This is a genomic window from Microbacterium aurantiacum (genome assembly GCF_031625015.1).
Lineage (GTDB): Bacteria > Actinomycetota > Actinomycetes > Actinomycetales > Microbacteriaceae > Microbacterium > Microbacterium aurantiacum.
In genome coordinates this window covers 474708-491483 of the sequence record NZ_JAHWXH010000001.1, presented here as the reverse complement: position 1 = coordinate 491483, position 16776 = coordinate 474708, and the positions used below count along the sequence as shown (strand labels likewise).

The 16776-nt window shown below is 68.3% G+C and carries 27 protein-coding genes; 26 read left to right on the top strand and 1 reads right to left on the bottom strand.

The window, feature by feature from the left end; all coding sequences use genetic code 11:
• Positions 1-4: 4 nt before the first annotated feature.
• The 26 genes from rpsS to KZC50_RS02180 all read left to right on the top strand — a co-directional run bounded on the left by rpsS (position 5) and on the right by KZC50_RS02180 (position 14682).
• Entirely contained in the window at positions 5-286 is a 282-nt protein-coding gene (gene rpsS / locus KZC50_RS02305) for a 30S ribosomal protein S19 (protein WP_053546372.1), read from the top strand.
• A gap of 26 nt (positions 287-312) precedes the next feature.
• A complete protein-coding gene (gene rplV, locus KZC50_RS02300; protein WP_053546371.1) occupies positions 313-708 on the top strand; it encodes a 50S ribosomal protein L22 in 396 nt (131 codons plus the stop codon).
• Positions 708-1466: a 30S ribosomal protein S3 gene (gene rpsC, locus KZC50_RS02295; RefSeq protein WP_053546370.1), complete on the top strand. Its 759-nt coding sequence runs from the start codon at positions 708-710 to the stop codon at positions 1464-1466. The genes rplV and rpsC overlap by 1 nt, the downstream gene beginning before the upstream one ends.
• Positions 1466-1885 (top strand): 50S ribosomal protein L16, encoded by a 420-nt coding sequence (gene rplP, locus KZC50_RS02290; RefSeq protein WP_045275476.1) that lies wholly within the window; start codon positions 1466-1468, stop codon positions 1883-1885. Before rpsC ends, rplP begins: the two co-directional genes overlap by 1 nt.
• Positions 1885-2199, top strand: coding sequence for a 50S ribosomal protein L29 (rpmC, locus tag KZC50_RS02285; RefSeq protein ID WP_053546369.1), 315 nt, complete (start codon positions 1885-1887; stop codon positions 2197-2199). The genes rplP and rpmC overlap by 1 nt, the downstream gene beginning before the upstream one ends.
• Complete coding sequence (gene rpsQ, locus KZC50_RS02280; RefSeq protein ID WP_053546368.1) at positions 2199-2528, top strand: 30S ribosomal protein S17; 330 nt, start codon at positions 2199-2201, stop codon at positions 2526-2528. Before rpmC ends, rpsQ begins: the two co-directional genes overlap by 1 nt.
• A gap of 3 nt (positions 2529-2531) precedes the next feature.
• Positions 2532-2900 (top strand): 50S ribosomal protein L14, encoded by a 369-nt coding sequence (gene rplN / locus KZC50_RS02275; RefSeq protein ID WP_053546367.1) that lies wholly within the window; start codon positions 2532-2534, stop codon positions 2898-2900.
• Positions 2901-2904: 4 nt separating this feature from the next.
• Positions 2905-3264: a 50S ribosomal protein L24 gene (gene rplX / locus KZC50_RS02270; protein WP_053546366.1), complete on the top strand. Its 360-nt coding sequence runs from the start codon at positions 2905-2907 to the stop codon at positions 3262-3264.
• Positions 3264-3857, top strand: a complete 594-nt coding sequence (gene rplE / locus KZC50_RS02265) for a 50S ribosomal protein L5 (RefSeq protein WP_053546365.1) — start codon at positions 3264-3266, stop codon at positions 3855-3857. Before rplX ends, rplE begins: the two co-directional genes overlap by 1 nt.
• Positions 3858-3948: 91 nt before the next feature.
• Complete coding sequence (gene rpsH / locus KZC50_RS02260) at positions 3949-4347, top strand: 30S ribosomal protein S8 (RefSeq protein ID WP_301132086.1); 399 nt, start codon at positions 3949-3951, stop codon at positions 4345-4347.
• A gap of 6 nt (positions 4348-4353) precedes the next feature.
• On the top strand, positions 4354-4890 hold the full coding sequence (gene rplF / locus KZC50_RS02255; RefSeq protein ID WP_053546363.1) for a 50S ribosomal protein L6: 537 nt from the start codon (positions 4354-4356) through the stop codon (positions 4888-4890).
• Positions 4891-4892: 2 nt separating this feature from the next.
• Positions 4893-5252, top strand: coding sequence for a 50S ribosomal protein L18 (gene rplR / locus KZC50_RS02250; RefSeq protein WP_053546362.1), 360 nt, complete (start codon positions 4893-4895; stop codon positions 5250-5252).
• Complete coding sequence (gene rpsE / locus KZC50_RS02245; RefSeq protein ID WP_082334510.1) at positions 5249-5938, top strand: 30S ribosomal protein S5; 690 nt, start codon at positions 5249-5251, stop codon at positions 5936-5938. The genes rplR and rpsE overlap by 4 nt, the downstream gene beginning before the upstream one ends.
• The gene (gene rpmD / locus KZC50_RS02240) at positions 5938-6123 is read left to right on the top strand and encodes a 50S ribosomal protein L30 (protein ID WP_020098644.1); all 186 of its coding nucleotides are present in this window, start codon (positions 5938-5940) and stop codon (positions 6121-6123) included. Before rpsE ends, rpmD begins: the two co-directional genes overlap by 1 nt.
• Positions 6123-6692, top strand: coding sequence for a 50S ribosomal protein L15 (gene rplO / locus KZC50_RS02235; protein ID WP_301132087.1), 570 nt, complete (start codon positions 6123-6125; stop codon positions 6690-6692). Before rpmD ends, rplO begins: the two co-directional genes overlap by 1 nt.
• 142 nt (positions 6693-6834) lie before the next feature.
• On the top strand, positions 6835-8157 hold the full coding sequence (secY, locus tag KZC50_RS02230; protein WP_053546361.1) for a preprotein translocase subunit SecY: 1323 nt from the start codon (positions 6835-6837) through the stop codon (positions 8155-8157).
• Positions 8154-8744: an adenylate kinase gene (locus KZC50_RS02225; RefSeq protein WP_053546360.1), complete on the top strand. Its 591-nt coding sequence runs from the start codon at positions 8154-8156 to the stop codon at positions 8742-8744. Before secY ends, KZC50_RS02225 begins: the two co-directional genes overlap by 4 nt.
• A gap of 2 nt (positions 8745-8746) precedes the next feature.
• Complete coding sequence (gene map / locus KZC50_RS02220; protein ID WP_310890487.1) at positions 8747-9586, top strand: type I methionyl aminopeptidase; 840 nt, start codon at positions 8747-8749, stop codon at positions 9584-9586.
• A gap of 41 nt (positions 9587-9627) precedes the next feature.
• Complete coding sequence (locus KZC50_RS02215) at positions 9628-10311, top strand: DsbA family protein (RefSeq protein WP_236967970.1); 684 nt, start codon at positions 9628-9630, stop codon at positions 10309-10311.
• A 151-nt stretch (positions 10312-10462) separates the two neighbouring features.
• Entirely contained in the window at positions 10463-10684 is a 222-nt protein-coding gene (gene infA / locus KZC50_RS02210) for a translation initiation factor IF-1 (RefSeq protein ID WP_028496510.1), read from the top strand.
• A gap of 67 nt (positions 10685-10751) precedes the next feature.
• On the top strand, positions 10752-10868 hold the full coding sequence (rpmJ, locus tag KZC50_RS02205) for a 50S ribosomal protein L36 (protein WP_005050492.1): 117 nt from the start codon (positions 10752-10754) through the stop codon (positions 10866-10868).
• Positions 10869-11104: 236 nt separating this feature from the next.
• The gene (gene rpsM, locus KZC50_RS02200; protein WP_053546357.1) at positions 11105-11479 is read left to right on the top strand and encodes a 30S ribosomal protein S13; all 375 of its coding nucleotides are present in this window, start codon (positions 11105-11107) and stop codon (positions 11477-11479) included.
• A gap of 31 nt (positions 11480-11510) precedes the next feature.
• A complete protein-coding gene (rpsK, locus tag KZC50_RS02195; RefSeq protein WP_013583990.1) occupies positions 11511-11909 on the top strand; it encodes a 30S ribosomal protein S11 in 399 nt (132 codons plus the stop codon).
• Positions 11910-12047: 138 nt separating this feature from the next.
• The gene (locus KZC50_RS02190; protein WP_053546356.1) at positions 12048-13037 is read left to right on the top strand and encodes a DNA-directed RNA polymerase subunit alpha; all 990 of its coding nucleotides are present in this window, start codon (positions 12048-12050) and stop codon (positions 13035-13037) included.
• 46 nt (positions 13038-13083) lie between these two features.
• A complete protein-coding gene (rplQ, locus tag KZC50_RS02185; protein WP_310890486.1) occupies positions 13084-13653 on the top strand; it encodes a 50S ribosomal protein L17 in 570 nt (189 codons plus the stop codon).
• A gap of 72 nt (positions 13654-13725) precedes the next feature.
• A complete protein-coding gene (locus KZC50_RS02180; RefSeq protein ID WP_310890485.1) occupies positions 13726-14682 on the top strand; it encodes a GNAT family N-acetyltransferase in 957 nt (318 codons plus the stop codon).
• A 28-nt stretch (positions 14683-14710) separates the two neighbouring features.
• On the opposite strand, the gene KZC50_RS02175 is transcribed toward KZC50_RS02180, so the two are convergent.
• Positions 14711-16654, bottom strand: coding sequence for an acyltransferase family protein (locus tag KZC50_RS02175; protein WP_310890484.1), 1944 nt, complete (start codon positions 16652-16654; stop codon positions 14711-14713).
• Positions 16655-16776 lie beyond the last annotated feature (122 nt).

The window sequence follows — 16776 nt, the reverse complement described above, 5'->3', positions numbered from 1 at the left end:
GAAGATGCCTCGCAGTCTTAAGAAGGGCCCCTTCGTCGATGAGCACCTGCTTCGCAAGGTGGTCTCGCAGAACGAAGCCGGCAGCAAGAACGTCATCAAGACCTGGTCTCGTCGCTCGATGATCGTCCCGGCCATGCTCGGCCACACGATCGCCGTGCACGACGGACGCAAGCACATCCCCGTGTTCGTGTCCGAGACCATGGTCGGCCACAAACTGGGCGAATTCGCGCCCACCCGCACCTTCCGCGGCCACGTGAAGGACGACAAGAAGGGCCGCCGCCGCTGACGCGGCGGTGCGAAGAGGAGAGAGAAATGGTGGAGTCCATCGCACGTGTGCGACACATCCGCGTGACCCCTCAGAAGGCTCGTCGTGTCGTCGCCCTCATCAAGGGCAAGCAGGCCGAGGAGGCCCTGGCCATCCTCAAGTTCGCGCCTCAGGGTGCGAGCGAGCCCATCTACAAGCTCGTCGCCGCCGGCATCGCGAACGCTCGCGTCAAGGCCGACAAGGACGGCGAGTACCTGAACGAGTCCGACCTGTACGTGAAGAACGCGTACGTCGACGAGGGCACGACGCTCAAGCGTTTCCAGCCCCGCGCCCAGGGTCGGGCCTTCCAGATCAAGAAGCGCACCAGCCACATCACCGTCGTGCTGTCCACCCCCGAGGTGGACGAGACGGTTCCGGCATCCACGAAGAAGGCGAGCAAGTAATGGGCCAGAAGGTAAACCCGTACGGCTTCCGCCTCGGCATCACCACGGACCACGTGTCGCGCTGGTTCTCCGACTCGACGAAGCCGGGCCAGCGTTACGCCGACTACGTGGCCGAGGACATCAAGATCCGCAAGCTCCTGCAGTCGAACCTCGACCGCGCGGGCGTCAGCAACATCGAGATCGAGCGCACGCGTGACCGCGTCCGCGTCGACATCCACACCGCGCGTCCCGGCATCGTGATCGGCCGCCGCGGTGCGGAGGCCGAGCGCATCCGCACCGATCTCGAGAAGCTCACCGGCAAGCAGATCCAGCTGAACATCCTCGAGGTCAAGAACCCCGAGGCCGACGCTCAGCTGGTCGCGCAGGGTGTGGCCGAGCAGCTCTCCGCTCGTGTGGCGTTCCGCCGCGCGATGCGCAAGGGCCTCCAGGGCGCCCAGCGTGCCGGAGCCAAGGGTGTCCGCATCCAGGTCTCGGGCCGTCTCGGCGGCGCCGAGATGAGCCGGTCGGAGTTCTACCGCGAAGGCCGTGTGCCCCTGCACACGCTGCGCGCGAACATCGACTACGGCTTCTACGAGGCCAAGACGACCTTCGGCCGCATCGGCGTGAAGGTGTGGATCTACAAGGGCGACCTCACCAACAAGGAGCTCGCCCGCGAGCAGGCCAACGCGCCGAAGTCCCGCGGTCGTGACGACCGTGGCGGCGACCGTCGCCGTGGTCCTCGCAACGAGGCCCCCGTGGCAGAAGGAGCGTCGGCGTAATGCTCATCCCCCGCAAGGTCAAGTACCGCAAGCAGCATCACCCCAAGCGTGACGGCCAGGCGACCGGTGGCACGAAGGTCTCCTTCGGCGAGTTCGGCATCCAGGCCCTCACCCCCGCGTACGTGACGAACCGACAGATCGAGTCGGCACGTATCGCGATGACCCGTCACATCAAGCGCGGTGGAAAGGTGTGGATCAACATCTACCCCGACCGCCCGCTGACCAAGAAGCCCGCCGAAACCCGCATGGGTTCGGGTAAGGGTTCGCCGGAGTGGTGGGTCGCAAACGTCAAGCCGGGTCGCGTCCTGTTCGAGGTCGCCGGTGTCAACGAGGAACTCGCTCGCGAGGCCCTGACCCGTGCCATCCACAAGCTGCCGCTGAAGGCACGCATCATCAAGCGCGAGGAGGGCGACGCGTAATGGCGATCGGCACCAAGACGCTCGCACCGAGCGAGCTCGACACGTTCGAAGACCAGCGCCTCGTCGAGGAGCTGCGCAAGGCCAAGGAAGAGCTGTTCAACCTGCGCTTCCAGTCGGCCACCGGCCAGCTGGAGAGCCACGGTCGCATCCGCGCCGTCAAGCGCGACATCGCGCGGCTCTACACCGTGATCCGTGAGCGCGAGCTCGGCATCCGTGCCACTCCCGCGCCCGTGGAGACCAAGACGAAGGCCAAGAAGACCAAGGCCAGCAAGGCGGACTCCGCCGAGGCCACCAAGGAAGAGGGGGCTGAGTGATGGCCACCGCCAAGAAGGCAGACCAGGCCGTCGAGCCCGGTCACGAGCACGCTGAGCACGATGTCCGCGATGCGGACGCCCGCGGGTACCGCAAGTCCCGTCGTGGGTACGTCGTCAGCGACAAGATGGACAAGACGATCGTCGTCGAGGTCGAAGACCGCGTGAAGCACCCGCTGTACGGCAAGGTCATCCGCCGCACGTCGAAGGTCAAGGCGCACGACGAGGGCAACACCGCCGGCATCGGCGACCTCGTCCTCATCAACGAGACCCGCCCGCTCAGCGCCACCAAGCGCTGGCGCCTGGTGGAGATCATCGAGAAGGCGAAGTAACCCATGATTCAGAATGAATCCCGCCTCAAGGTCGCCGACAACACCGGCGCCAAGGAGCTGCTCACCATCCGTGTGCTCGGCGGCTCCGCCCGGCGCTACGCGGGCCTGGGCGACATCATCGTCGCCACGGTCAAGGACGCGATCCCCGGCGGAAACGTCAAGAAGGGCGACGTGGTCAAGGCCGTCATCGTCCGCACCGTCAAGCAGACCCGTCGTCCCGACGGTTCCTACATCAAGTTCGACGAGAACGCCGCCGTCATCCTGAAGAGCGACGGGGAGCCCCGCGGCACCCGCATCTTCGGACCGGTCGGTCGTGAGCTTCGCGACAAGAAGTTCATGAAGATCGTCTCGCTCGCCCCGGAGGTGATCTGACCGCATGGCCAAGATCAAGAAGGGTGACCTCGTTCAGGTCATCACTGGCAAGAAGCAGGACAAGGGCGGCGACCGCGGCAAGCAGGGCAAGGTCCTCGAGGTCCTCGTCGAGCAGAACCGCGTGATCGTCGAGGGCGTCAACTACGTCACGAAGCACAACCGCGTCGGCCAGAGCCAGCGTGGAACGAAGACGGGCGGCATCGAGACGATGGAAGCCCCGATCCACATCTCCAACGTCGCCGTCGTCGACCCCTCGACCAAGAAGCCGACCCGTGTCGGCCACCGGGTCGAGGAGCAGACGAAGGACGGCGTGAAGCGCACCGTGCGCGTCCGCTACGCGAAGAAGTCAGGCAAGGACCTCTGATGAGCAACACCGCGACTGCCGCGGCGGCTGGCAAGACCCAGCCCCGCCTCAAGCAGAAGTACAACTCCGAGATCAAGAAGGCTCTGCAGGACGAGTTCGGCTACGCCAACGTCATGCAGATCCCGGGCCTGGTCAAGGTCGTCGTAAACACCGGTGTCGGCGAGGCCGCTCGTGACAGCAAGGTGATCGATGGTGCGGTCGACGACCTCACCAAGATCACCGGTCAGAAGCCGATCGTCACCAAGGCCCGCAAGTCCATCGCGCAGTTCAAGCTGCGCGAGGGTCAGGCCATCGGCGCGCACGTCACCCTTCGCGGTGACCGCGCGTGGGAGTTCGTCGACCGCCTCGTCAACCTGGCGCTGCCCCGCATCCGCGACTTCCGCGGTCTGTCGGGCGACCAGTTCGACGGCAACGGCAACTACACCTTCGGTCTCCAGGAGCAGTCGGTCTTCCACGAGATCGACCAGGACAAGATCGACCGCGTGCGCGGCTTCGACATCACGATCGTCACCACGGCGAAGACGGATGCCGAGGGTCGGGCGCTGCTGCGTCACCTGGGCTTCCCCTTCCGCTCGGAAGACGCCCAGGCCTGAGAACCCCCGCCCCCGGGGCTCGGGGGCACCCATGGAAGGTCGCCCGTCGTGGAACGGCGCGGCGAAACCTCATGAACGAAAGAAGCTATCCATGACGATGACAGACCCGGTCGCAGACATGCTGACCCGTCTGCGCAACGCGAACTCGGCGCACCACGACACCGTGTCGCTGCCGAGCTCGAAGCTCAAGACCCACATCGCCGACATCCTCAAGCAGGAGGGCTACATCGCCGGCTGGCGCGTCGAGGACGCGCGCGTCGGCCAGACCCTCACGCTCGACCTGAAGTACGGCCCGAACCGCGAGCGGTCGATCGCCGGCATCAAGCGCGTGTCCAAGCCCGGACTCCGCGTCTACGCGAAGTCGACCGAGATCCCCACCGTCCTCGGTGGCCTCGGCGTCGCGATCCTGTCCACCTCCTCCGGTCTCCTCACGGACCGTCAGGCCGAGCAGAAGGGCGTGGGTGGGGAAGTCCTCGCCTACGTGTGGTGATCTGACATGTCGCGAATCGGACGTCTTCCCATCGACATCCCCGCGGGCGTGACCGTCGAGGTCGCCGGCCGCGAGGTCTCCGTCAAGGGCCCGAAGGGCGAGCTCAAGCTCTCCGTCGCCAGCCCCATCGAGGTCTCCGTCGACGAGGGACAGGTGCTCGTCACCCGCCCCGACGACGAGCGCGAGTCGCGGTCGCTCCACGGCCTGACCCGCACCCTCATCAACAACAACATCGTCGGCGTGACCCAGGGCTACACCAAGGGCCTCGAGGTCGTCGGCACCGGGTACCGCGTCGCTCAGAAGGGCAGCTCGGTCGAGTTCGCCCTCGGCTTCTCGCACCCCGTCCTGATCGAGCCGCCGGCCGGGATCACCCTCACGGTGGAGGGCAACAACAAGCTCACCGTGAGCGGGATCGACAAGCAGGCCGTCGGTGAGGCGGCTGCGAACATCCGCAAGATCCGCAAGCCCGAGCCGTACAAGGGCAAGGGTGTGCGGTACGCCGGCGAGGTCGTGCGTCGCAAGGCCGGAAAGAGTGGTAAGTAACGATGGCTGTCAAGACAAAGTCTCAGGCGCGTTCGCGTCGTCACGCCCGCCTGCGCAAGAAGATCGTCGGCTCTGCCGAGCGGCCCCGTCTGGTCGTCACGCGTTCCGCACGTCACGTCTTCGTGCAGATCGTCGACGACTCCAAGGGTCACACCGTGGCCAGCGCCTCCACCCTCGAGACCGACCTGCGCGGCTTCGACGGTGACAAGACCGCCAAGGCCCGCAAGGTCGGCGAGCTCCTCGCCGAGCGCGCGAAGGCCGCCGGCGTCTCCGACGTCGTGTTCGACCGTGGTGGCAACCGCTACGCCGGTCGTGTCGCGGCGATCGCGGACGGTGCCCGTGAGGGAGGTCTGAACCTGTGAGCGATGCAGTGAACAACCAGAAGGTGGAGAACGAAGTGACCGCTACCGAGCAGGCAGCGGCGCCCGCCGCCGATGCGCCCGCCGAGCGCGAGCCGCGCCGCGGTGGTCGCGAGCGCAACCCCAACCGCGACCGCGGTGGCCGTGACCGCAACGAGAGCCAGTTCCTCGAGCGCGTCGTGACCATCAACCGCGTCTCGAAGGTCGTCAAGGGTGGCCGTCGGTTCAGCTTCACCGCGCTCGTGGTCGTCGGCGACGGCAACGGCGTGGTGGGTGTCGGCTACGGCAAGGCCCGTGAGGTCCCCCTGGCGATCTCGAAGGGTGTCGAAGAGGCCAAGCGCAACTTCTTCCGCGTCCCGCGCACCGGTTCCTCGATCCCGCACCCCGTGCAGGGTGAGGCCGCTGCCGGTGTCGTGCTGCTGCGTCCGGCTGCCGCCGGAACCGGTGTCATCGCGGGTGGTCCCGTGCGCGCCGTGCTCGAGTGCGCCGGTATCCACGACGTGCTGTCGAAGTCGCTCGGTTCGTCGAACACGATCAACATCGTCCACGCGACGGTGGAGGCCCTGAAGCAGCTCGAGGAGCCCCGTGCGGTCGCCGCGCGTCGCGGTCTCGAGTTCGACCAGGTCGCCCCCGCCCGTCTCGTCCGTGCCGAGGCCGAGGCCACGGCGTCCGCGAAGGCAGGTGTCTGATGGCCGCGCGCCTGAAGGTGACCCAGGTCAAGTCCAAGGTGAGCGAGAAGCAGAACCAGCGTGACACGCTGCGTTCGCTCGGTCTGAAGCGGATCAACGACTCCGTCGTCCGCCCCGATGACGCGCAGACGCGCGGGTACATCAAGACCGTCGCGCACCTCGTGAAGGTTGAGGAGATCGACTGATGGCCGACAAGGCTGAGAAGAAGGACGACGTCGTCGAGGCGACCGAGCCCAAGAAGGCCGCCGCCAAGAAGCCGGCAGCCAAGAAGGCCCCCGCCAAGGCGGAGGCGAAGAAGGATGTCGCGGCATCGCGTCCCGGCGTCCTGAAGGTCCACCACCTGCGTCCCGTCCCGGGTGCCCACACCGCCAAGACCCGCGTGGGTCGCGGTGAGGGGTCGAAGGGTAAGACCGCCGGTCGTGGCACCAAGGGCCAGAAGGCCCGCTACCAGGTCAAGGTCGGGTTCGAGGGTGGGCAGATGCCGCTGCACATGCGCACCCCGAAGCTGCGCGGGTTCAAGAACCCGTTCCGCGTGGAATACCAGGTGGTCAACCTCGAGAAGCTCGCCGAGCTCTACCCGAAGGGCGGAGACGTCACCGTCACCGACCTCGTGGCCAAGGGTGCGGTGCGCAAGAACGAGAAGGTCAAGGTGCTCGGCACCGGCGACATCGACGTGGCGCTGAACGTGTCCGTCGACAAGGTCTCGGGCTCCGCGGAGCAGAAGATCGTCGCCGCCGGCGGCACCGTCAAGTAATGACGATCGGGGGTCGGAGAGTTTCTCCGGCCCCCGTTGTCGTCCCCGGCGAGAACCAACGCTGACGCGTGCGGGACCGGCTGGGCTAGTCTTGTGACGGTGCGCCTGCGAGCGCGCCGTCATCCCCACTGGAGGAACGCTCTTGTTCAGCGCCATCGCGCGGATCTTCCGCACCCCCGACCTGAGGCGGAAGATCGGCTTCACCCTGGGCATCATCGTGCTGTATCGGCTCGGTGCCCACGTCCCGACGCCGTTCGTCGACTTCCCGAACGTCCAGTCGTGCCTGGCGCAGTCCGGTGGCACCGACGGCCTGCTGTCGCTGGTCAACCTGTTCTCCGGCGGCGCCCTGCTGCAGCTGTCGATCTTCGCGCTGGGCGTCATGCCCTACATCACCGCGACGATCATCACGCAGCTCCTGCGCGTGGTCATCCCGCACTTCGAGACCCTCTACAAGGAGGGGCAGGCGGGCCAGTCGAAGCTGACCCAGTACACCCGCTACCTCACCATCGCGCTCGCGCTGCTGCAGTCCACGACCCTGGTCACCGTCGCCCGGTCCGGTCAGCTCTTCGGCGTCACCGGCATCCCCGAGTGCGAGCAGCTCCTCACCAATGACGTGTGGTGGGCGCAGCTCCTCATGATCATCACCATGACCGCCGGCACCGGCCTCATCATGTGGTTCGCCGAGCTCGTCACCGAGCGCGGCATCGGCAACGGCATGTCGCTGCTGATCTTCACCTCGATCGCCGCCACGTTCCCCTCGGCCCTCGGCTCGATCTGGCTGGCCCGCGGCTTCGAGGTCTTCCTCCTCGTGATCGCGGTCGGCATCGTGGTGATCGCCCTGGTGGTCTTCGTCGAGCAGTCCCAGCGCCGCATCCCCGTCCAGTACGCCAAGCGCATGGTCGGACGCCGCACCTACGGCGGGACGAACACCTACATCCCCATCAAGGTAAACATGGCCGGTGTGGTGCCCGTGATCTTCGCCTCGTCGCTGCTGTACATCCCCGCGCTCATCGCGCAGTTCAACCAGCCGCAGCCGGGCGAGGAGATCCCGGGCTGGGTCGCGTGGATCCAGCAGTACTTCACCAACGGCGACAGCTGGATCTACATGCTCGTGTACTTCCTGCTGATCATCGGCTTCACGTACTTCTACGTCGCGATCACCTTCAACCCGGTCGACGTCGCCGACAACATGAAGAAGTACGGCGGGTTCATCCCCGGCATCCGTGCGGGGCGTCCGACGGCCGAGTACCTGGACTACGTCCTCACGCGCATCACGGCGCCCGGGTCGATCTACCTCGGTCTGATCGCGCTCCTGCCGCTGATCGCACTGGCGACCGTCGGCGCGAACCAGAACTTCCCCTTCGGCGGCGCCTCGATCCTCATCATCGTCGGTGTGGGGCTTGAGACCGTCAAGCAGATCGACGCGCAGCTGCAGCAGCGTCACTACGAAGGGCTTCTGCGATGACCGCGCGTCTGCTGATCGTCGGGCCGCAGGGCTCGGGCAAGGGCACCCAGGGGGTGCGCATCGCGGAGGCCTTCGGTATCCCGGCGATCTCGACCGGCGACATGTTCCGCGCCGCGGTCTCCGGCGGGTCGGAGCTCGGCGAGCGGGTCAAGGCGATCATCGAAGCCGGCGATCTCGTCCCGGACGAGCTCACCAGCGCCGTGGTCCGCGAACGTCTGTCGGAGGGAGACGCCGCGGGTGGATTCCTCCTCGACGGGTATCCGCGCAACCTCGGACAGGTCGGCGACCTCGACGCGTTCCTCACCGATCGCGGCGAGCAGCTGGACGCCGTCATCGAGCTCGACGTTCCCCGCGAGGAGAGCATCGCGCGGCTCTCGCAGCGCGCCGCCGAGCAGGGGCGCAGCGACGACACCGAGGAGATCATCGCGAACCGCCTCGCCATCTACGAGCGCGAGACCGCCCCGATCCTCGACGTGTACCGCGAGCGCGGAGCGGTCGTGGCGATCGACGGCGTCGGCTCCCTCGACGAGATCACCGAGCGCATCGTCGCCGCCCTCGAGGCGCGCGGACTCGCGCGCGTCGGCTGACCGTGGTGCTGCGCCGTTCCATCTACAAGTCGCCCGCTCAGCTGCGGGCGATGATCGAGCCGGGACTCATCACCGCGGCGGCGTTGGACGCCGTCCGCGAGATCGTCGCGCCGGGCGTCACCACGGGTGAACTGGATGCCGTCGCCGCCCGCGTGATCGCCGAGCGCGGCGCGACGAGCAACTTCCAGCTGGTCCGCGGCTACCGGCACACCATCTGCGCGTCGGTGAACGAGCAGGTCGTGCACGGCATCCCGGGGGAGCGGGTGCTGCAGCCCGGCGACATCCTCTCCGTCGACTGCGGAGCGCTCTTCAAGGGGTGGAACGGCGACTCCGCCTTCACGGTGGTGCTGGACGACCCGACGCGGCCGGATGTCGTCGCCGAGCGCGAGCGTCTGTCCGAGGTCACGCGCGGATCGTTGTGGGCGGGCATCGCAGCCCTTGCGTCGGCCCGTCATCTCGGGGAGATCGGTGCGGCGATCGAGGGATACATCGAGACGCACGCGCCCGACGGCGGGTACGGGATCCTCCGCGACTATGTGGGTCACGGCATCGGACGCAAGATGCACGAGTCTCCGTCGGTGTTCAACTACCGCGTCGACGACGAGGGCCCCGAGGTGCGCCCGGGACTGGTCGTCGCGATCGAGCCCATGGTCGTCATCGGCGACCAGGAGACCGACGTCGAGGACGACGGCTGGACGGTGTCGACCGTCGACGGCACCGACGGCTCACACTGGGAACATAGCGTCGCCGTGCATGATGGCGGAGTGTGGGTGCTGACGGCGCCCGACGGCGGTGCCGAGGCGCTCGCGCCGTTCGGCGTCACCCCCCAGCCGATCGCCTGAGTCCCGGCGTTCGGTTCGACGAGGTTCGGAAGAGGAAGATGATGGCTGCTGCCGCGCGCAAGGTCAATTGGTTCGCCGTGTGGGTCAGTGCGGCCGTGGTTGTGGCGATCGTCGCCGTCGGCGGCCTCGTCGTGGTGCTGAACAACGCCGCGACCGGTCCGGGGGAGGCGCCGCAGGCGGCGAACGTCAACGCCGAGACGGGTGCGATCTCCGTCGGGGACGGCGAGAACACCCTCGCCACCTACATCGACTTCATGTGCCCGGTCTGCGGTGACTTCGAGGCCGCCTACGGTCCCGAGATCGACGGGCTCGTCGAGGACGGCTCGACCACTCTCGAGATCCACCCGATCTCGATCCTCGACCGGGCCTCGCAGGGGACGGAGTTCTCCACCCGCGCCGCCAACGCGATGTACTGCGTCGCGGTGGCGGACGAGGACGCCGCCCTCCCGTTCCTGCAGGCGATGTTCGCATCGCAGCCCGCGGAGGCCACCGCGGGGCTCACGGACGAGGAGATCCTCGCCATCGCGGCATCCGTCGGCGTCGACGGGGTCGACGCGTGCGTGACCGATCAGACCTACTCCCGCTACGTCGGTTCGATCACGCAGGAGACCCCGGTGCAGCCGGGCGCCGCCGGGATCGCGACGCCGACGCTGGCGGTGAACGGCGAGGTGATCTCCAACTCCGAGATCCCTGCGCCGGGTCAGCTCGCGACGCTCTTCGGCTGATCGGGTGTGAGAGGATGCGGCCCCCATTTGCCGCGGCATCCACTATCACGTATGCTTGATCTTTGGTGCGTTGCGCCTTCATCGGCGTGTCCACAGCACCGACTCCCATCCACCGCAGACCGACCGGTCTGCACGAAGTGTTAGCGAGCGTATGGCGAAGAAAGACGGTGTCATCGAGATCGAGGGCGTGATCTCCGAGGCCCTGCCCAACGCGATGTTCCGCGTCGAGCTGACCAACGGACACAAGGTCCTCGCAACGATCTCCGGCAAGATGCGGCAGAACTACATCCGCATCATCCCCGAGGACCGTGTCGTCGTGGAGCTTTCGCCCTACGACCTCACCCGCGGACGCATCGTCTACCGCTACCGCTAGACCGGTCGAGAAGTAACGCCTCCGCAGGCTCTGCCGGCGGAGGCGAAGACAGCGAAGAGAAGAAATCATGAAGGTCAACCCCTCGGTCAAGCCCATCTGCGACCACTGCAAGGTCATCCGTCGCCACGGGCGCGTCATGGTGATCTGCAAGTCCAACCCGCGTCACAAGCAGCGCCAGGGCTGACGCGAGTCGGATCACCGCGGCACAGCCGCGCTGATGCGACTCGGGTCAGGATCGAGTGCCGCGCCTCCGGCGCGGTGTATCGAGATCTAACCCCCGCAGCCCCCGCCGCAACGGCGACCACACACAACTGAACACATCCGGCAGTATCAGAACCCGCGCAGCGGGGGACACCTCGGGACGAAGGCCCGGGCACCGATACTGCTCCACACCTTCGCACGACTCCTCAGGAGAACGACATGGCACGTCTTGCCGGCGTCGACATCCCGCGCGACAAGCGCGTGGTGATTGCGCTCACCTACATCTACGGCATCGGCCGTACCCGCTCGCACGAGGTCCTCGCCGCCACCGGCATCGACCACGACATCCGCGTGAAGGACCTCACCGACGACCAGCTCGTCGCCCTCCGCGACCAGATCGAAGGCACCTACAAGGTGGAGGGTGACCTCCGTCGCGAGGTCGCCGCCGACATCCGCCGCAAGGTCGAGATCGGTTCCTACGAAGGCCTGCGTCACCGCCGTGGGCTCCCCGTGCGCGGTCAGCGCACGAAGACCAACGCGCGCACCCGCAAGGGCCCCAAGCGCACCGTCGCCGGCAAGAAGAAGGCGCGCTAAGCGCGGCCCCAGGGTTTAGGAGAACACGCACATGGCACAGGCCAAGTCCGCAGCGCGCAAGCCGCGCCGCAAGGAGAAGAAGAACATCGCCGTGGGTCAGGCCCACATCAAGTCGACGTTCAACAACACCATCGTCTCGATCACCGACCCCTCGGGCGCCGTGATCAGCTGGGCGTCCTCGGGTGGCGTCGGCTTCAAGGGCTCGCGCAAGTCGACCCCGTACGCCGCCGGTATGGCCGCGGAGTCCGCCGCCCGCCAGGCGCAGGAGCACGGCGTCAAGAAGGTCGACGTCTTCGTCAAGGGACCGGGTTCGGGTCGCGAGACCGCGATCCGTTCGCTGACCGCTGCCGGCCTCGAGGTCGGTTCGATCCAGGACGTCACCCCCCAGGCCCACAACGGCTGCCGTCCCCCGAAGCGCCGCCGCGTCTGACATTCCTTTCCGTTCCGCTCCGCCGTCGCGCGGCGATGTTCTTCGCCCGCGCGACGGCGGAACGGGACTCGAGAACAACTCAACACCTCATTCACCGCACGTGTCATATAGCGGGCACGTGATCGAAAGGAACACATCGTGCTCATCGCACAGCGTCCCACTCTGACCGAGGAGAAGATCGGGGAGTTCCGCAGCCGGTTCATCATCGAGCCGCTCGAGCCCGGTTTCGGCTACACGATCGGCAACGCGCTGCGCCGCAGCCTGCTGTCGTCGATCCCCGGTGCTGCCGTGACGTCGATCCGCATCGACGGCGTCCTCCACGAGTTCAGCACCATCCCCGGTGTCAAGGAGGATGTCACCGAGATCATCCTGAACATCAAGCAGCTGGTCGTCTCCAGCGAGCGCGACGAGCCGATCACGGCGTACCTGCGCAAGACCGGTTCCGGCGAGGTCACCGCGGCGGACATCTCCGCTCCCGCCGGTGTCGAGGTGCACAACCCCGACCTGGTCATCGCGACCCTCAACGACACGGCCCGCTTCGAGCTGGAGCTGACGATCGAGCGTGGCCGCGGCTACGTCTCGGCCACGCAGAACCGCAACGAGTACGCCGAGGCCGGTCAGATCCCGATCGACTCGATCTACTCGCCGGTGCTCAAGGTCAGCTACCGCGTCGACGCCACCCGTGCGGGTGAGCGCACCGACTTCGACAAGCTGATCCTGGATGTCGAGAGCAAGGCGTCGATGGCCCCGCGCGACGCCGTGGCGTCCGCCGGTCGCACCCTCACCGAGCTGTTCGGTCTCGCCCGCGAGCTGAACGTCGAGGCCGAGGGCATCGAGATCGGTCCCGCCCCCGTCGAGCAGGTGCTCTCCAACGAGCTCTCGATGCCCATCGAGGACCTCGACCTCTCGGTGCGCTCCTACAACTGCCTCAAGCGCGAGGGCATCAACACCGTCTCCGAGCTGGTCGCCCTCTCCGAGACGCAGCTGATGAACATCCGCAACTTCGGCCAGAAGTCGGTCGACGAGGTGCGCGACAAGCTCGTTTCGCTCGGGCTGTCGCTGAAGGACTCGGTTCCCGGGTTCGACGGCGCGCACTTCTACGGCGGCTACGACGACGAGAACGCCTGAGTCTTCCGACTCACTTGACCGACTTTTCCCACTGGAGTAATTGACAATGCCCAAGCCCACGAAGGGACCCCGCCTCGGAGGCGGACCCGCACACGAGCGTCTGCTGCTGGCGAACCTGGCCGCGGCCCTGTTCACGCACAAGTCCATCAAGACCACCGAGACCAAGGCCAAGCGCCTGCGTCCGCTGGCCGAGCGCCTCATCACGTTCGCCAAGCGCGGCGACCTGCACGCCCGCCGTCGCGTGCTGAGCGTCATCGGTGACAAGGAAGTCGTGCACGTCCTCTTCACCGAGATCGCGCCGCTCGTCGCCGACCGTGAGGGTGGCTACACGCGCATCACCAAGGTCGGCAACCGCAAGGGCGACAACGCCCCCATGGCCGTCATCGAGCTCGTCCTCGAGCCGGTGAAGCCGAAGGCCAAGGCCACCAAGCGCTCGGCTGCTCCGGCTGCCGTCGCCGAGGAGACCCCGGCCGAGGAGCCCGCCGCCGAGGAGGCCCCGGCCGCTGAGGAGTCCGCCGCTGACGACACCGCCGCCGACGCCGGCGCGGAGTCGCCGGAGGAGGGCGCCGCCGCGGAGGCCGCTGCCGAGGACGCCGTCCAGGACGACAAGGCCTGACGCCACTCCACGCGTACGCACGAGACCCGCATCCCTGTTCAGGGGTGCGGGTCTCGTGCGTACGCTGGAGGGATGACGATTCGCCTCCGCCCCGCCACCGTCGACGACCTCGACGGTATCCACGCCGTGGTCGTCGCCGCCGACCGGATCGATCACCCCACGTGGGTGACGCCGCGCGAGGATCTCGAGGAGGTCTTCGAGCTCTCCCACGTCGACCCCGCCCTCGACACCCGCGTGGCCGTCGACCCGAACGATGAGATCATCGGCTTCACGTGGGCCATGGTGCACCCGGACACGTCGGCCGGCATCCACGGGTACCTCCACGGGACCGTGCACCCGGACCGGCGACGGCAGGGCATCGGCCGCGAACTGCTGGCATGGAGCCACGACCGCACCCGCGAGCTCATCGCGGCCACCGGAGCCGAGGGGCCCGCGGCGATCTTCCAGTACGTCGACGAGACGAACACGGATGCCGTGCGCCTGGGAGAGCGGCGGGGTCTGCGCACGGAGCGCTGGTTCAGCTCGATGCAGCGCGACCTGTCCGAGCCCGCGGCGGAGGTGGCGGCACCCGACGGCGTCGACCTGGTTCCGTACACCCCCGAACGGTCCGAGGATGTGCGCCTGGCCCGCAACGACGCCTTCCGCGACCACTGGGGCAGTCTGCCGAGCACGGTGGAGCGCTGGTCGAAGTTTGTCGACGGCCCCTTCCTCCGGCCGGATCTGTCGACGCTGGCGCTGCGGGACGGCCGCGTCGTGGCGTTCTGCCTGGCGTCGGTCAACGAGGAGGACTGGGCGGCGCTCGGCGCCCCGAACACCTACATCGACCTCATCGGCGTCATCCGCGACGAGCGGGGGAGAGGGCTCGCCCCCGCCGTGATCGCCCGCACCCTGGCCGCTGCCCGCGACGCGGGGCTCGAGCAGGCCGTCCTCGACGTCGACACGGCCAGCAAGACCGGGGCGAACACGCTGTACGAGCGCCTGGGTTTCCGCGCGACGCACCGCCAGCAGGCGCTCGTCGAGCGCTTCTGATCCGTCGTCGCTCCGCCGGCGCGCCCGCTCACTGCGGGATGCGGACCTCGGCGTGGTGCAGACGGCGGTACTCGCGCATCTGCGCGTCGTGCTCCGCTGCCGCGCGGGCGTGCTCGACGGCGGTGACGCCCGCCTCCACCGTGCGGGCGAACAGCCGGCCGCCCTCCTCACCGGGGTGGATGCGATCGCCGGCGAGGAGTTCCTCCCGCGGGGCGATCGCGCTCGACCAGTCGGCGACGCTCACGCGAGGATGCGCGGCGGCGAAGGCGTCGAGATCGGCGTTCACCTGCGGGATCCAGTCCCGTGGCGCATGGGCGTTGACGAGGATGACGTCCCGCTCGGGGCCGGCGATGTCGACCATCCGCTCCAGGACGCCGGTGTCGACCGGGCCGTTGGTGCCGAGTGCGAGGACCACGTAGCGCCGCAGCTGACCCTGCGCGGCGAGGGATTCAAGGATGCCGGGGCCGGCCCAGACCGACCGCGACACCGCGGCATCCACCTGGATGCCGGGGAGCTCCTCGAGGAGCCCGGGGACGGCGGCGAGCATGACCGAGTCGCCCACGGCGGTGATCTCCTCGCCGGCGACGGGGGTCGGTGACGGCGCGCTCACCGCGGGGGTCGGCGGCGGCGTCGGTGTGCGGACCGGTTCGGAGCGGGGCGAGGCCTCCTCGACCGCCTCGAGCGCGGCGGCGCCCGCGGCCACCGCCGCCTCGGAGGAGGTCTCGCCCGGGGCGGCGGCCAACGCCGCGCTGGATCCGCCGAGGAAGAGCGCGGTCACGGCGACGGCGCCCACCGCGCGGGCACGCACGCGCGCCGATCCGCGGAAGGCCGCACCGAGGCGTGCCGCCGTACCGCGGAAGCCGTGGCGGCGGAGCGGGGTCTCCACGAAACGGTAGGAGAGCTCGGCGGCGGCGAGGGTCGTCAGGAGGACCCCGACGCCCACGCCGACGGGGACGCCGGCGTCGGGGCCGGTGCCGCGCAGCCACGCGAGCGCGAGGACGAGCAGCGGCCAGTGCCACAGGTAGATGCCGTAGGACCGGTCGCCGATCCACCGCAGCGGCGCGATGTCGAGCATGACGCCGGCGCGCGAGCCCGGAACGGCGGCTGACAGGATCGCCACCGCCGTCAGGGCGCTGGCGGCGAGGAGGACGCCCGGGAAGGTCGCGATGCCGTCTCCCGGGGAGAGGAGGGCGAGAGCGATCACGCCGCCGACGGCGATCGCGCCCGCACCCGTGGCGAGCCCCCCGCGGCGCTCGCCGATCCGGTCGAGGAGGGCGGGGAGCGCGAAGGCCAGGGCAACGCCGAGGAGGATGCCGAACGCGTGGGTGTCGGTGCCGAAGTACGCGCGGGTGACGGCATCCGAGAAGGCGGTCGTCGCCGGTCCCGCACCGCCGGAGACCACGACCGCCATGACCGTCGCGCTCGCCAGGGCCAGGATCGCTGCGGCCGCGGCACGCCACATCCGTCGCGGCAGCAGCAGGAACAGGGGCAGGATCAGCGGCCAGAGCAGGTAGAACTGCTCCTCGACCGCGAGGGACCACACGTTCCGGAAGAGCTCGGTGGTCGTCGCGGCGAAGTAGCCGGTGTCGCCGGCCAGGGCGAGCCAGTTGTAGCTGAAGGTGAGGGCGCCCAGCACCTGCCAGCCGAGTCCGCTCAGGACGTCGCCGCCGATCAGTCCGGCGATGCTCGTGCAGACGGCGAGGACCACCAGCAGTGCCGGCAGCAGGCGTCGCGCGCGACGGCGCCAGAACTCGACGAGACGGATGCCGCCGGTCGCGGCGATCTCGCGCAGGAGGAGCGAGGTGATGAGGAAGCCGCTGATCACGAAGAAGACGTCCACGCCGAGGAAGCCGCCCGGCAGGAGCGCCGGGCCGAAGAGGTGGTAGACCACGACCAGGATCACGGCGACGGCGCGCAGACCGTCCAGTCCCGCATAGCGGGCGGCGGTCGGGCGGGGCGCGGTGAACGTCATCGAAGGGGGAGTGGCCGGGGACGAACGGCGCCTGTCAGTGTACGACCGGACTCTGGGAGTTCGGGGGCGACGCCGGGACCAAGGTCCCCGCGCGGCGGAGGGGTGCGGACGTAGCGTGGAAG